We start from the raw sequence: 13428 nt of genomic DNA, 5'->3' as shown, positions 1-13428 counted from the left end.
ACCCCCCTGTGCCCCTACATCGCCGCCGCCGTCGAACTCCACGACCCCCAGCACCCCGCATCCCAGTACGCACGCGACTACAAGAAAGCCGTCGCCGCGCGGCTCGCCGACACCGCCCGCGAAGCCGGCGCCGCCGACCCTGAACAGCTCGGCGAGCAGCTCGCGCTGCTCATCGACGGCGCCGCGGCCCGCACCCGGGTCCTCAACGCCGACGCCTTCCCCACCGCCGCCGCCATCGCCGCCGTCCTCATCGACAACGCCATCCCCGCCACAGCCGGCGATGACCGGCGACGGGAGGAAGTGCCGAGTTAACTTGGCACTAAGCCTGGTCCAAGCCCAAAGACATGGGTGAGTTAGTCGCCCACCTCAAGCAGCACGGATTCACTGAGTGATCAAGGTCGCGAGGCGCTGCCTCCGGCGCCTCGCGACCCCTTTCGATCGGAGGCGGGGCGGCCGGCCGCTGCGCTCCTTGAGCCCGTCGATGCCCTGACCAGGCATTTCGCCTCCCGACCTGCGGTTTCTCAACCGCAGGTCTTTTGCTTGTCCGGCCCTTGGCAGGCCGCTGAAAGCAGCCATATGCAGCCGTAGGTCCAAGATCCGGGGACAATCTTGAGGGCATTTCCCCAGGTCGACCCCAGATTCGCAGAGCAGACTGTCGCGGCAAAGCTGATCGTCTCTATGGTTGGCAGTGACTTGCTCTCTTTGACCTCGATCGGACGCTCATCGACCTCGATGCCGCGTTCCTGCAGTGGGCGGAGGAGTTCCGCCCAGCAACAGCGCTTAGGCCCTGACAAGTTGTAGCCAGATCATCAACGCTTCGGTTACCGTCCCGAGCGTGACCGCCCCTGACGAATCCACCGTTCGGCTGCCGCCTGCTGCGCCGGAGCCGACCAGCGGCCCACAGACACAAGCACGTCCCCAGCGCGTGACGAGAACCTTCCGGAACCTCGCCCGACCAACACCGCAGCCAGGATCACCACCATCACGCCCAGCGCGACGACGCTGGCTGAAGAACCGCCGACCACGGGCCACTCCGCCGACGCAAGCGGAGTTGGACGCCTTGCCCGTGGAGAAACGACAAGAGCTGCACGATGCTCATCGCCAGCGACCCTGGCAGCACCTCACCTCGCTCGGCGTGCTCCTCGGCCTGATCTTCACCGCCGGCGGTCTCATCTACACAGCGTTAACATGGGAGACAGGGCAGGAAACGCTCCGGACTACCCAGCAGCAGCAGATCACCGACCGGTACACCAAGGCCGTCGAGCAGATCGGCTCCGACAAGTCCGTTGAGGTGCGTATCGGCGGTCTATACGCACTGGAGCGGATCGCCAAAGACTCTCCGCCCGACGCCGAAACGATCCGGCAAGTCGTTGTGGCGTTCATCCTGGAACGTGATCGCCCCATCACGAACAAGGGAGAAGCCAAAAGCTGACGTAGGAACTGCGCTTCGGGTTCTCGGCACCCTCCCTCGGATCAGCCTGACAAACTCACCGCCTTTGATTGCCGCTCACTTCGAATATGCAGACTGGCAATACGTGTACCTGAACGGCGCGGACCTGCTCGGCGCGGACCTGACCAACGCGAAGCTGGAAGGCGCGGACCTGACCGGCGCGAACCTGCTCGCCGCGAACCTGACGGGCGCGAACCTGTTCGCCGCAGACCTGAGACGCGCGGACCTGAACGGCGCGGACCTGGGCGGCGCGGACCTCAACGGCGCGTTCCTGAACAACGCGGACCTGACCAACGCGGGCTTGAACCCGGAGCTTTACGGCGCGGACAGAGTCGCGGACCTGAGAGGCGCGGACCTGAGAAACGTTCAAGGTATAACGCCGGAAGAGATCCGCAAAGTCGCAAGGATAGACAACACAACCAAGTTCTAAGTCGCGATCAGGTTACACGCAGTAGCTTCGGCCACGTCCGAACCCGGCGATCGTGCTCATGGACCGCTCACGTCGCTTGACCTGGTTTTGCGGTGTTGCCTTCGATCGTCACCACCGTCCCGTCCTTGTGGACGGACTCAACGACGCCGACGCGGTCGATGGCCGGGATGTTCTTGCTCCCGGACCAGTCGAAGAAGACCACGGCCCCTTACGCGGGGTCTGCCCGCACTGGCCGCGGTTCTTGAACCACTGCGCGGTATCCGGGGTCGAGGGCATCCGGAAACCCGGTACCGGCCTGTTCTGGATAGCCGCTCAGCGGTACGGGGGCCAGCTTCGCCGAGGGCGCTGGATGGTGGGCGACAACCTCATCGCGGACATCAAGGGAACCCAGACCGCCGGCCTTCGGGCGATCTGGATCGACCGAGGAAGGTGGCCAGGGCACGACCACCGAGCCGACCACGTGGTCGCCGATGCCGCAGAGGCCATCGCCATCCTGCGTGATACGCGGTAGCCGAGAAAATGGTTGAGCTCATGCTGCTTTAGCAGTTCAGCTCGACGGCACTGTGGCTGCCCTTTATCTTCACATTGACCCCATAGATAGTCGTCCGCAGAGATCCAGGATCCCGGATGATGGCGACGCAGGAACAGATTGAGGCCGCTCGGCGCACGATCGAGCGATTACAGCACGAGCACGCCGATGACGTGCGCAAGCTCATCGCCCTGCTCGAAAGCGGCGCGATGAAGGGCAAGGCCGCGGACAAGCTCATCAAGGACTGCCAAGCTTGGGAGGCGGCCTACAAGCGCGTGTTCCGAGACCGAGAAATCTTCTACGGATCCATCGGGATCTTGGCTAGGGCAGCCACCGGCCTCGCCGTCTGATGGGTTTCGCCGATGAGCCCGAATCGGGTCGGCATCAACCCCAACGCTGATGACGCAGTTGATCGACGAGATCAAGCGCCTGGAGCGGTCATGGGCGGAGGTCGACGTCCAGATCAGCGGCGCGTTGAACTCGATCGGTGCAGGCATGACCGGACCGGGCCTGCTCAAGGACGTCGGTTACCAGATCGGCCAGCAGGTCCCCGGACTGCAGCGGCGCCTGGATCTCATCGTCGCCACCCAGAAGATCGGGCTCGACAAGGGAGTGGTCTGGGCCGATGAGACATGCGTGCAGGCAGTAGGCGGCGAGTTCGCCGGGTGCGACGTCGCCGCGGAAGGCGCCGGTCCACGCGTGAGTGAACGGATCTCGTCCCGTCCACCTGCGTGAGGAAGCGAACGGGCTGGGCCTGGTCACGATGGAATCGCAAGGCACCGTCCAGCGCAGCCACACGGGGCTGTCGTCGTTCATGACCCGTACCTCCCCGCCTCAAGCCCGCGCCCCGTCCTGCCTATTCCACGCGGAATGGCTCCGAGCCGGTGTTCGCTCGGAGCCATCCGATCGCTGTTACTTGAAGCGGCGCAGCCGCAGGCTGTTGCTGACCACGAACACGCTGGAGAACGCCATCGCCGCGCCCGCGATCATCGGGTTGAGGAGGCCGAGCGCGGCCAGCGGCAGGGCGGCCACGTTGTACGCGAAGGCCCAGAACAGGTTGCCCTTGATCGTGCCGAGCGTCCTGCGGGACAGCCGGATGGCGTCGGCCGCCACCCGCAGATCGCCCCTGACCAGGGTGAGGTCGGAGGCCTCGATGGCGGCGTCGGTGCCGGTGCCCATCGCGAGGCCCAGGTCGGCCCGGGCCAGAGCGGCGGCGTCGTTGACCCCGTCGCCCACCATGGCCACGACCTTGCCTTCGGACTGCAACTCCTTGACGACATCCACCTTGTCGGCGGGCAGCACCTCGGCGATCACTTCGTCGATGCCCACCTCGGCGGCCACCGTCTTCGCCACGGCCTCGTTGTCGCCCGTCAGCAGCACCGGCGTGAGGCCGAGGGCACGCAGCTGCGCGACGGCCTCCTTGCTGGTCGGCTTGACCACGTCGGCCACCACCAGCACCGCCCGTGCCTTGCCGTCCCAACCCACCGCGACGGCGGTACGGCCGGCGGCCTGGGCCTCGTGCAGGTCTCGCTCCAGGTCCGCCGGGAGGTGCTGGGACCACTCCTCCAGCAGGCGGGGGCGGCCGACGAGGACCGCGTGCCCGTCCACGATGCCCTGCACGCCGAGCCCTTCGGCGTTGGCGAAGTCCTCCGGTGCGGGCAACTCGCCGACGCGGGCGGCGGCTCCCTTGGCGACGGCCTGAGCGATGGGGTGCTCGGAGGCGTGCTCCAGCGCGCCCGCCAGGCGCAGCACCTCCTCCTCGCTCTCGTCCTCCGCCAAGTGGACCCCCACCAGGGTCATCTTGCCCTCGGTGACCGTGCCGGTCTTGTCCAGCACCACGGTGTTGATCTTGCGAGTGGACTCCAGCACCTCGGGACCCTTGATCAGGATGCCCAGCTGAGCACCCCGGCCGGTGCCCACCAGCAGCGCCGTCGGCGTGGCCAGGCCCAGCGCGCACGGGCAGGCGATGATCAGCACCGCCACGGCGGCGGTGAACGCGGCCCCCATGCCGTCGCCGGTGCCGAGCCAGAAGCCCAGCGTGCCGAGGGCGAGCGCGATCACGATCGGCACGAAGATGCCCGAGATGCGATCGGCCAGCCGCTGCACCTGAGCCTTGCCGGTCTGCGCCTCCTCCACCAGCTTCGCCATCTGGGCCAGCTGGGTGTCGGCACCCACCCGGGTGGCCCGGGCGACCAGACGACCACCCGCGTTCACGGTCGCACCCGTGACCGCGTCGCCCTGCCTCACCTCGACCGGCACCGACTCCCCGGTCAACATCGAGGCATCGACCGCCGAGGTCCCTTCCTCGATCACACCGTCAGTGGCGATCTTCTCGCCCGGCCGCACCACGAACCGGTCTCCCACGTGGAGCTGGTCACTGGGGATGCGCGTCTCCACGCCGCCCCGCAACACCGCCACTTCCTTGGCGCCCAGCTCCAGCAGCGCCCGCAGGGCTGCGCCAGCGGTCCGCTTGGACCGTGCCTCGAAGTAGCGCCCGGCCAGGATGAACGCCGTCACCGCCGCCGCGGTCTCTAGGTAGATGTTGCCCGAGCCGTCGGTGCGCTCGATGGTGAACGCGAACGGGTGCGTCATACCGGGCGTCCCGGCCGTGCCGAAGAACAGCGCCCACAACGACCAGGCCAGCGCGGCGATGGTGCCACCCGAGATCAGCGTGTCCATGGTCGCGGCGCCGTGCCGCAGGTTCGTCCAGGCGGCCTTGTGGAAAGGCCAGCCCGCGTACACCACCACTGGCGCGGCGAGCGTCAGCGACAGCCACTGCCAGTTCGTGAACTGCAACGGCGGGATCATCGCCATCGCGATCACCGGCACGCTCAGCACGACTGCCGTGATGAGCCGCTGGCGCAGCGGCTGAAGCTCATCCTGCTGCTCCTGCTCGGCCGTCTCGCTCTTCGGCGGCGCGGGCAACGCTGCCGTGTAACCGGCCTTCTCCACCTCGGCGATGAGCTTCTGCGCATCCACGCCGTCCGGGAAAGTGACCTTGGCCTTCTCCGTCGCGTAGTTGACCGTCGCCGTGACGCCGTCCATCTTGTTCAGCTTGCGCTCGATGCGGTTGGCGCACGAGGCGCAGGTCATGCCGCCGATCGAGAGCTCGACCGCGTTCTGCCGGTCCTCGGTGACCTGGGACATCACCGTTCCCCTTTCTCTCGTTCAGTGGCCGTGGTCGTCGCCGTGCGCACTGGGCGTGGCTGTCGGAGTCGGCTTGGGGGTCGCCGCCTTCTGACCGGCGCCGAGGGTGAAGTCCGCGGTACGGACCTCGCCCTCATGCTGGAAGTCCAGGAACAACCGGTAGTCGCCGTTGCTGGGCACCTCGGCGTAGAAGACGATCTCGGGCCCCGGCTTGGTCTTGCCGTCGCCGGGCTCGCCGTCCGGGTGGACGTGCAGGTAGGCCAGGTCCCGGGCGCGCAGGGCCACCAGGTGGCCGTAGGCGCCCAGGTAGGGCTGCAGGTCGGTGACCGGCTCGCCGTCCTTGCTCACCTTGAGGCTGAGCCTGCTCGCCTGCCCGGGCGTCAGATCGCCGTCCAAGGTGACGGTGTATCCGTCGACCGTCGCGGTGCGGCTGAGCTCGGGCAGTGCCTTGGGCGTGTAGTCGCCGGCCACGAGCAGGTCGGTGCCCAGCGTCAGGACCTCGCCACCGGTGGGCGCGAAGTCGGCGAAGGCGCGGTAGGTCCCCGCCGTCGGGAGCGTCAACTCGATCGACCAGGTGCCGTCCTTGGCCAGCTCCGGATGCACGTGCTGGAAGCTGACAAGATCGCGGGACACGACGATGAAGTGCAGCTTCTTGTCGTGTTCCACCTGGTAATCGGTGACCGGCCGGCCGTCGGGGCCGGTGACGGTGAAGCGGAAGTCGGTTCGCTCACCGGGCTTGATCGTCGCGGTGAGCGGGGTGAGGGTGTAGCCGTTCTCGGACACTTGGAGCCCCCCAGGGGTATCGCTTTTGACCTGTTGGGTGGCGTGCTCACCATGTCCCGCGGTCGCGGTGGGCGCCGCCATGGCGGCGTGGTCCTCGACCGCCGGTGCTCCCACCGGCCCCACCGTCCTGCCCACGCCCAGAGCGCCGCCGAACACGACGGCCAGCCCCAGGACGTAGGAGCCGAGCTTGGCTGCGGTGTTCATGACTGATTCGCCACTTCATATCCGGCCTCTTCAACCGCGGCGACGATCTTCGCCGCGTCGATCGGGCCGTCGCTGTCCACGGTCAGCAGCCCAGAGGCCAGGTCCACCTCGACTTGGGTGACGCCGGCCACTTCGCTGACCCCTTCCTTGACCGAGCTGACGCAGTGGCCGCAGGTCATGCCCTTGACGGTGTAGGTGGCGGTGCTCATATCGATCTCTCCTTCAATCCGGTCAGGAACGAACAAGTCTGGCGATGGCGTCGGACGCCTCCTTGACCTTGGCGTCGGCCTCGGGACCGCCTTTCCTGGTGGCCTCAGCCACGCAGTGGGCCAGGTGCTCTTCGAGCAGCGACAGGGAGAACGACTTGAGTGCGCTGGTCGCCGCCGACACCTGAGTCAGGACGTCGATGCAGTATTTGTCGTCTTCGACCATGCGCTGCAGACCGCGGATCTGCCCCTCGATGCGGCGCAACCGCATCGCGTGGCTCTGCTTGCTATCGGTGTATCCGGCCATGTCCACCCTCCCATCGGGCTCGCTGCTGTGAAGAACACTATACCCCCCTATGGTATTCCTGGAAGCCGACAGTCCCTCCGCGACCGCCGCCGACGCGGGTGGAGGGTGTCCGGAACGCAGCCAAGATCGCGAAACTGGGGAGTTTGAGATGCCACACGTGATTCGCCAACCAGGCGTACTCGGAGGGACGGCACTCGCCGTCTTCCTCGCCGCCGTCCATGTCGTCAACGATGCGATCACCGCGATGCTGGGCGCCCTGCTGCCGACGTTGCAGGCCCGCTTCGAGCTGGGGCCGACGGTGCTGGCTCTGATCGTCGCCGTCTACTCGATCGCGTCGTCAGTCACTCAGCCCGTTTTCGGCGCGCTGGCGGAAGATCGCAGCCCGCGGCTGGTCGGGGCCACGGGCGTGCTGCTGGCCTCGTTGTTCCTCAGCCTGATCGGGGTCGCGCCCGTTCTCGCCGCCGTTTTCGTCCTGCTGATCATCGGCGGCATGGGCTCGGCCGCGCTGCATCCGGTGGGTACGGCGATCGCGGGTGGCCCGACCGTACCGAACCGGGTCCTCGGCGTGGGATTGTTCACCGCCGGCGGGATGATCGGGTTCGCCCTCGGGCCGGTGCTGATCCTCTCCGCAGTCTCGGCCTTCGGCATCGCCGTCACCCCGTGGCTGATGGCCCCGGGCATCCTGCTCGCGGTGCTGGTCTATCTGCTGCTGCCCGATTGGCAGCCACACGGGCGCCGCCCCCTGCGGACGCTCTTCCAGCTCCGACTGCTGCGCGGCCCCATCGGCGGACTCACCCTCGCGGCGAGCCTGGCGAGCGTCCCCTTCGTCACCTTCACCAGCTCGATGCCCATCTGGCTGGTGCGCGAACACGGCCTGGCCACCGACGACGGGCTGATCGGATGGACGCTGGCCGCCTTCTCCCTGGCCGCGGGACTGGGCTCGCTACTCGGCGGCGTGCTCGCCCCGCGGCTCGGCCGCCGGATCGTGCTGGTCGGCTCCCTGGTCGCCGCAGCCGCGCCACTGATCGCCATCGTCGGGCTCGAACCGGGCGGCGTGCCCTACTTCGCCGCCGCCGCTCTGGCGGGCGTGCTGCTGTACATGAGCAGCCCGATCAACGTCGTGATCGCACAAGACCTCGCACCGGACGCACCGGCGACCGCCACCGGGATGGTCCTCGGCGTGTCGGTCGCCGTGGCCGGGGCGCTGTATGTGGCGCTTGGGTGGCTGCAGGAAGTCGTCGGGCTCGGCACCGGGATGGTCATCGGTTTCACGCTGACCATCCCGGCCGCCGTGATCGCTCTGGCGGTGCTGTGGCGGCACCCGGAAACCGAGCGCTAGCCGCCCGCGATTGGCATATACCCCCTCGTGGTATCGCAATACCCCATAAGGGTATATATCCATGTCCGCACCATCCCCCCGGCGCTGGACCGCCCTGGCCCTGATCGCCACCGCCCAGTTCATCGTCATCATGGACACATCGATCATCGGCGTCGCCCTCCCCCGCATCCAGCAAGACCTCGGCTTCTCCCAGGAGAACCTGTCCTGGGTCTTCAATGCCTACGTCGTCGCCTTCGGCGGCCTGCTCCTGCTGGGCGGCCGCCTGTCGGACCTGTTCGGCGCCCGCCGGCTCTTCAGCACCGGCTGGCTGATCCTGCTCGCGGGCTCACTCGTCGCCGGCATCGCGCCTGAGGTGTGGGTCGAGCTGACCGGCCGCGCCGTTCAAGGAGTGGGCGCCGCGCTGATCGCGCCGTCCGCCCTCACCCTGCTCATGATGCTGTTCGGCCACGAGGCCGGCACCTTGGCCGTCATCTGGGGGAGCCCTGTCTGGACCAGTAGTTCGGTGAACTGTGCGGCCACGTCGCGGGCTGTTTGCGGGTCGCGCCCGTAGGCGTCGGTGGCGCCTGGCGCCCCCGAGGGGGCGGTCTTGCGCCGGTGAACGCGCCGTTCGGTGGCCCGGTGGGCTTGATCGGCCCGGTAGCACGGCTACGTCACCCGGGCCTCATCCGAGCAGGACGGCAGACGAGCGACGCTTACCGTCGCCCAGGCCGGCGCAGAGATCCTGGCCGCAGAAACCGGAACCTCCTGACTGCGCCATCTACGGGCCCGCCGATCGCGACCCCTTCTGTGGCCGGCCAGGAGCCGCGGCTGGGTCTGTTCAGTAAACCGGCGCGCACTCGACCTCGTCGATTAGATCGGTGCCCTGAAATGAGAGCACTGCTCTTGACTTGAGTATCACCTTGATAGAGCATTGCTCTTATAAGAGATCGGCGCTTCCAACGGAAGAGACACCATGGGCAAGCACGTCATCGCAGGAGCAGGACAAGTCGGCAAGCACCTTGCCCAGCACCTGCTCGCACAGGGACACCAGGTCGTGGTCATCACCAGGTCAGGCAAGGGCCCAGCCGGCGTCGAGTCCGTCGCGGCCGACCTCACCGACCGCGGCCCGCTCACCCAGATCGTCAAGGGCGCCGACGCCCTCCACAACTGCGCAGGCCCCGCCTACACCCGCTGGTCCCAGGACTGGCCGCCGCTGGCTTCTGCGTTGCTGGCCGCCGCCGAGGCCACCGGCGCGGTGCTCGTCACCGCCGGCAACCTCTACGCCTACGGACCCGTGACGACGCCGATGACCGAGGGCCTCCCCCTCGCCGCCACCGGCGTCAAGGGCCGTGTCCGCACCCAGATGTGGACTGACGCGCTGGCCGCGCACCAGGCCGGCCGTGCCCGCGTCACTGAGATTCGCAGTTCCGACTACTTCGGTCCGGGCGCCAGCGACCAGACCCCCGTCGGCACACGCTTCGTGCCTTCGCTGCTCGCCGGCAAGCGCACCTCCTTCCTCGGCGACGCCGACCAGCCCCACTCGTGGACCTATCTGCCCGACGTGGCCGCCGCGATGGCCATCGCCGCCACCGACGAGCGCGCCTGGGGCCGTGCCTGGCACACTCCCACCAACCTGGCGCTGCCGGCCCGCGCACTGGCCGGGCGGCTGTGCGAACTCGCCGGAGCGCCCGCACCGCGCCTCAACCGCCCCCCGGCGCCGATCCTGCTCGCACTTGAGCTGACCAACCCCGTCATCCGCGAGCTGAAAGAGACCCGCTACCAGTTCGACCGCCCCTTCGTCGTCGACTCCTCGGCGTTCGAGAACACCTTTGGCATGACCGCCACCCCGCTCGATGCCGCCCTCAAGGCCACCATCGCCGCTACACGTACCACCTGACGGTTGATCACCCAGCCATCCGCCAGTGCGTCTGCCGAAAACCCCATCCACGCACTAGATTTTGATGGGCTCCTGCGTAGCCCGCTTCCAGCGGATGAGAATGGGTGCGTGTGCTGCCCGCTGACGTCGGTACGGCTTGGCTCCGTGAGACCGTGCACTAGATTGACGCTGGAGCCCTCACCTTCGGGTGTCCCCCGGTTGCGTCGCGAACGCGAGTATTAGTCTCTTTGATCCTTGTGGGGCTCCGCGGGTGGCATGCGCGTCATGGCCGCCTGTTCAAGGGGATGTCAATCCCCTCAAACTTCAAACCGTGGAGACGGTCCTATGCCACAGCGGCCCTCAGCAGGGCCGTTGATGCCTGCCTCTTCTCGATCATCCGACGCTCGAATGTGACAGGCGGCAGCCCGTCGTTGGCACTGTGCCTGCGCTTGACGTTGTAGAAGTCCGCGATCCAGGTCGCGATCTTCAGCCGGGCCTCCGCCCGGGTGCGGAAGTGATGCCGGTATACGAACTCGACCTTCAGGGTGCTGTTGAGCGACTCGGCGGCTCCGTTGTCGAGCGCGCACCCGACCCGGCCCATCGACTGCACCACCCCGTGCTTGCGGCATTCGGCCTGGTAGCGGGCGGCGGTATATTCCGAGCCGCGATCCGAATGGAAGATCACCCCGTCCACGTCACCACCGCGTGTGACCACGGCCATATGCAGCGATGCGACCGTCAGAGCCGCGTCATGGTGCTCGGACATGGCGTAGCCGAGCAGCCGGCGAGAGAACAGGTCCTCGACCGAGGCCAGATACAGCGGCCCCTCATCGGTGTGAATCATCGTGACGTCGCCGACCCACAGCACGTCCGCAGCGGCCGCGGTGAACTTGCGCCGCACCAGATCCGGCGCGGCCGGCCGCTTGCCCTGCCGGGTCAGCGAGCGCGGCTTCTTCGGTCTGCGCCCGGCCAAGCCGAACTCGGCCATCCGCTTGGCCACAGTGTTCTCCGACAGCTTCCAGCCCTCGGCCCTCAGGTCCTGGGTGATACGTGGCGATCCGTAGGTGCCACCAGAGGCGGCGAAGTGCCGTTTGATTTCCTCATCCAGATGCGCGCGCCGCTCTTGGCGAGCCGTTGGCCTGCGGTTCTTCCATTTGTAGAACCACGAGGACGACACTCGCAGCGCGCGGAAGCAGATCTTGTGGGGGACACCAAACTCGGTCCTTTGGGACTCGATGAACTCCACCACGGTCATCGGTTCAGCGAGTCCTTGACCCATAGGACCACAGATCGTTTGAGGACATCACGCTCGTCCTCCAGCTCAGCGCGCTCCTTCTCCCAGGCGGCCTTTTCCTCGGAGTGCTGCTTGACCAGCTCGGCCTTCTCCCGCCGCAGCCGCGCCAGCTCCTCCTGCTCGGACCCCTTCAGCCTGCTGCCCCCGTTGCCGTCCCGCCCGACCTGCCCTGTTGCGTGCCGGTCCATCTGCACCCAGTTGTACAGCGTGTACTCGTTGATACCAAGATCCCGCGCGATGTGCGCGACGGGCTTGCCGGTCTCCTTGACGATACGCACCGCCCCAGCCCGGAACTCCGGATCAAAACGACGCCTCGTGGTTCCTGTCACGACCAAACCCCTCTTGGTTCGGTCTCCACGCTACGAGAGGAAGCTCTGTACGGCGCCGCCGTCAAGGCGTGCGAACCGCTACTCCCGCATGGAGCCAACCTCCCGGGAGCCCCCGCAGCCCCCTCCGCCCCCGACGGCACCTCGATCACCGCGCCATAACGCTGCTCCACAACTTTCAACTCCACCAGCGCCAACCAACCCCGCCTCGTACGTGATCGTCACCGATCACCCCAGGAACCCAGGTCATGTAAGGGGTGTAAAGCATCAACCGAAGCGTGCCCTCAGGAAGAGCCGCGGGCCGGTACCGAGCGGGCCAGCTCGTGCATGTGCCGAGAAGAGACGACAGCGGCGAGAGATTCATGATCCCGTGTGGCCATCCACCGCGGAACGTGTGTGGCGCGCCGATGAGGAAATGTCCGTCGAGTGGAGGGTGAGGGCCATCTCCGGCAGGTGATCGCACCGGCCGAGGTCGTGAAGCGCAACGACATCAGCTAACGCGAGGTGACGGGACGAGCACCTAGACACGGCTCTGAAGGGCCTTGGCCAGCCGCAGCGCGATCTCCTGGCGGCCATCCGAGTCGGCGGTTCGCACCTTGATCCCGCAATAGTCCCCCGCACGGCAGGGGAACCACAGCTCGCCGTGCAGCTCGGCGTAGGTGGCCCCGTCGACCAAACCGCTCACCGGCTCTCCGATCTCGGCCAGGGACTCATAGTGGGCCTTGGGCAGCACCGCCGCGAAAACCGCCTCATTGATGCCGCCGTTGGCGCTCGACGCCGTCCAGACACATCCGCCGAACGCATAGTCATGCTGGCCGCCGTCACTCGGGCCGATCACCTCAGCGACCTCCTCCTCGGTCAGGAACTTACAGCTCTCGCTGCTCCCGGAGCCCTCCCCACCGGAGTCCGCACCGGGAAGACCACCATCCGAGTCGCCGCCGCCTCCGCAAGCCGCGACCACAGCCAGCGCACTGCCGACAATCGCAGCGTGCATGAACTTCCTGAAGACCTCCATGGGCCGATCCCTTCGTCTACGCGGTCCTCACGGCAGGAGAAATCGTGCACGGTCGGCGATGACGTCACCACGGTCAGTGCCTCCAGCGCGCGAGTAGTCGCCTACCTGCGTGGCGATTCGGACCAGCCCCGGGAAGGTCCGCCCGTCCGTCGATCTGGACGGCCTGCCCTCTGTTCAGCAAGCTGTTCGGAAGTTCGTCTCGGTGCCGCGGTGCAGCCGGAAACGTGACGGCTCGGCGGGCTGCTTGTCGCTGCTCCACGATCCGTCGGGATTGATGACCCGCAGAGTGTCGGTGATGCTGATCTCGTCTCCGCCTGCCCAGATGGCGTCGAGGTGACCCATGTGGGTGCCCGGGGTCTGGGGGTTGGGGTAAGGGTAGCTGTCCAGGGTGAAACGGCTGGCGTTGCGGTCGGCCACCTCGCCCGAGAGCCGGTAGTCGATGGAGCGCCCCGCGACGCACACCTTCGCCTCACCCTCGACGTCGACGGAGCATCGGGAACACGTCTCCGCCCGCAGATGCATCACCACCGGCCGCGTGTCGCC

At 67.3% G+C, this 13428-nt stretch carries 17 protein-coding genes and 1 pseudogene; 9 read left to right on the top strand and 9 right to left on the bottom strand.

The genetic code is table 11. The features are described 5' to 3' along the window. From ITP53_RS47750 to ITP53_RS47740, 3 genes and pseudogenes are all read left to right on the top strand, one after another. A pseudogene (locus ITP53_RS47750) lies at positions 1–312 on the top strand (hypothetical protein); the annotation flags it as partial. 739 nt (positions 313–1051) lie between these two features. Next, the gene (locus ITP53_RS47745; RefSeq protein ID WP_195902113.1) at positions 1052–1432 is read left to right on the top strand and encodes a hypothetical protein; all 381 of its coding nucleotides are present in this window, start codon (positions 1052–1054) and stop codon (positions 1430–1432) included. A 64-nt stretch (positions 1433–1496) separates the two neighbouring features. Then, positions 1497–1880, top strand: a complete 384-nt coding sequence (locus ITP53_RS47740) for a pentapeptide repeat-containing protein (protein ID WP_207757451.1) — start codon at positions 1497–1499, stop codon at positions 1878–1880. Between the two features lie 67 nt (positions 1881–1947). Here ITP53_RS47740 and ITP53_RS58620 read toward each other — a convergent pair whose 3' ends face one another. Beyond that, on the bottom strand, positions 1948–2082 hold the full coding sequence (locus tag ITP53_RS58620) for a CHAP domain-containing protein (RefSeq protein ID WP_236051998.1): 135 nt from the start codon (positions 2080–2082) through the stop codon (positions 1948–1950). Positions 2083–2121: 39 nt separating this feature from the next. On the opposite strand from ITP53_RS58620, the gene ITP53_RS61550 reads away from it, so the two are divergent. The 3 genes from ITP53_RS61550 (at position 2122) to ITP53_RS47725 (ending at position 3144) form a co-directional block, all read left to right on the top strand. Then, entirely contained in the window at positions 2122–2391 is a 270-nt protein-coding gene (locus tag ITP53_RS61550) for an HAD family hydrolase (protein ID WP_407941395.1), read from the top strand. 116 nt (positions 2392–2507) lie between these two features. After that, positions 2508–2759 (top strand): hypothetical protein, encoded by a 252-nt coding sequence (locus ITP53_RS47730; RefSeq protein ID WP_195902110.1) that lies wholly within the window; start codon positions 2508–2510, stop codon positions 2757–2759. A 49-nt stretch (positions 2760–2808) separates the two neighbouring features. Further along, complete coding sequence (locus ITP53_RS47725) at positions 2809–3144, top strand: hypothetical protein (protein WP_195902109.1); 336 nt, start codon at positions 2809–2811, stop codon at positions 3142–3144. A 177-nt stretch (positions 3145–3321) separates the two neighbouring features. On the opposite strand, the gene ITP53_RS47720 is transcribed toward ITP53_RS47725, so the two are convergent. Genes ITP53_RS47720 through ITP53_RS47705 form a run of 4 tightly spaced genes read right to left on the bottom strand, consistent with a single transcriptional unit; the run spans position 3322 to position 7056 of the window. Next, entirely contained in the window at positions 3322–5556 is a 2235-nt protein-coding gene (locus tag ITP53_RS47720; protein WP_195902108.1) for a heavy metal translocating P-type ATPase, read from the bottom strand. A 21-nt stretch (positions 5557–5577) separates the two neighbouring features. Continuing rightward, the gene (locus ITP53_RS47715) at positions 5578–6543 is read right to left on the bottom strand and encodes a hypothetical protein (RefSeq protein ID WP_195902107.1); all 966 of its coding nucleotides are present in this window, start codon (positions 6541–6543) and stop codon (positions 5578–5580) included. After that, positions 6540–6752 carry a heavy-metal-associated domain-containing protein gene (locus ITP53_RS47710; RefSeq protein WP_195902106.1) on the bottom strand — a complete coding sequence of 71 codons (213 nt, stop codon included), beginning with the start codon at positions 6750–6752 and terminating at the stop codon, positions 6540–6542. Before ITP53_RS47710 ends, ITP53_RS47715 begins: the two co-directional genes overlap by 4 nt. A 22-nt stretch (positions 6753–6774) precedes the next feature. Continuing rightward, positions 6775–7056: a metal-sensitive transcriptional regulator gene (locus ITP53_RS47705; RefSeq protein WP_195902105.1), complete on the bottom strand. Its 282-nt coding sequence runs from the start codon at positions 7054–7056 to the stop codon at positions 6775–6777. A gap of 148 nt (positions 7057–7204) precedes the next feature. Between ITP53_RS47705 and ITP53_RS47700 the strand changes: the two genes are divergently transcribed. The 3 genes from ITP53_RS47700 to ITP53_RS47690 all read left to right on the top strand — a co-directional run bounded on the left by ITP53_RS47700 (position 7205) and on the right by ITP53_RS47690 (position 10271). Next, the gene (locus ITP53_RS47700) at positions 7205–8395 is read left to right on the top strand and encodes an MFS transporter (RefSeq protein WP_195902104.1); all 1191 of its coding nucleotides are present in this window, start codon (positions 7205–7207) and stop codon (positions 8393–8395) included. A gap of 61 nt (positions 8396–8456) precedes the next feature. After that, positions 8457–8945, top strand: coding sequence for an MFS transporter (locus tag ITP53_RS47695; RefSeq protein ID WP_236051997.1), 489 nt, complete (start codon positions 8457–8459; stop codon positions 8943–8945). Positions 8946–9347: 402 nt separating this feature from the next. Beyond that, a complete protein-coding gene (locus ITP53_RS47690) occupies positions 9348–10271 on the top strand; it encodes an NAD-dependent epimerase/dehydratase family protein (protein WP_195902103.1) in 924 nt (307 codons plus the stop codon). Positions 10272–10593: 322 nt separating this feature from the next. Here the strand turns inward: ITP53_RS47690 and ITP53_RS47685 are convergent, their stop codons facing one another. The 4 genes from ITP53_RS47685 to ITP53_RS47670 all read right to left on the bottom strand — a co-directional run. Continuing rightward, the gene (locus ITP53_RS47685) at positions 10594–11505 is read right to left on the bottom strand and encodes an IS3 family transposase (protein WP_195902102.1); all 912 of its coding nucleotides are present in this window, start codon (positions 11503–11505) and stop codon (positions 10594–10596) included. Continuing rightward, positions 11502–11873, bottom strand: a complete 372-nt coding sequence (locus tag ITP53_RS47680) for a transposase (protein ID WP_195902101.1) — start codon at positions 11871–11873, stop codon at positions 11502–11504. Before ITP53_RS47680 ends, ITP53_RS47685 begins: the two co-directional genes overlap by 4 nt. 517 nt (positions 11874–12390) lie before the next feature. Next, a complete protein-coding gene (locus ITP53_RS47675; protein WP_195902100.1) occupies positions 12391–12885 on the bottom strand; it encodes a hypothetical protein in 495 nt (164 codons plus the stop codon). Between the two features lie 174 nt (positions 12886–13059). Then, positions 13060–13428, bottom strand: a 369-nt coding sequence (locus ITP53_RS47670) for a hypothetical protein (protein WP_195902099.1), incomplete at its 5' end; no start/stop codon positions are given.

Origin of the sequence: Nonomuraea cypriaca, assembly GCF_015645445.1 — a bacterium.
Taxonomy (GTDB): Bacteria; Actinomycetota; Actinomycetes; order Streptosporangiales; family Streptosporangiaceae; genus Nonomuraea; species Nonomuraea cypriaca.
This window is presented reverse-complemented; position numbering and strand designations above follow the sequence as displayed.

What these genes read in the sequence shown, in the direction of transcription:
- ITP53_RS47730 (WP_195902110.1), top strand. Translation starts at nt 2,508, where the DNA reads ATGATGGCGACGCAGGAACAGATTGAGGCCGCTCGGCGCACGATCGAG.
- ITP53_RS47725 (WP_195902109.1), top strand. Translation starts at nt 2,809, where the DNA reads ATGACGCAGTTGATCGACGAGATCAAGCGCCTGGAGCGGTCATGGGCG.
- ITP53_RS47720 (WP_195902108.1), bottom strand. Translation starts at nt 5,556, where the DNA reads ATGTCCCAGGTCACCGAGGACCGGCAGAACGCGGTCGAGCTCTCGATC.
- ITP53_RS47715 (WP_195902107.1), bottom strand. Translation starts at nt 6,543, where the DNA reads ATGAACACCGCAGCCAAGCTCGGCTCCTACGTCCTGGGGCTGGCCGTC.
- ITP53_RS47710 (WP_195902106.1), bottom strand. Translation starts at nt 6,752, where the DNA reads ATGAGCACCGCCACCTACACCGTCAAGGGCATGACCTGCGGCCACTGC.
- ITP53_RS47705 (WP_195902105.1), bottom strand. Translation starts at nt 7,056, where the DNA reads ATGGCCGGATACACCGATAGCAAGCAGAGCCACGCGATGCGGTTGCGC.
- ITP53_RS47700 (WP_195902104.1), top strand. Translation starts at nt 7,205, where the DNA reads ATGCCACACGTGATTCGCCAACCAGGCGTACTCGGAGGGACGGCACTC.
- ITP53_RS47695 (WP_236051997.1), top strand. Translation starts at nt 8,457, where the DNA reads ATGTCCGCACCATCCCCCCGGCGCTGGACCGCCCTGGCCCTGATCGCC.
- ITP53_RS47690 (WP_195902103.1), top strand. Translation starts at nt 9,348, where the DNA reads ATGGGCAAGCACGTCATCGCAGGAGCAGGACAAGTCGGCAAGCACCTT.
- ITP53_RS47685 (WP_195902102.1), bottom strand. Translation starts at nt 11,505, where the DNA reads ATGACCGTGGTGGAGTTCATCGAGTCCCAAAGGACCGAGTTTGGTGTC.
- ITP53_RS47675 (WP_195902100.1), bottom strand. Translation starts at nt 12,885, where the DNA reads ATGGAGGTCTTCAGGAAGTTCATGCACGCTGCGATTGTCGGCAGTGCG.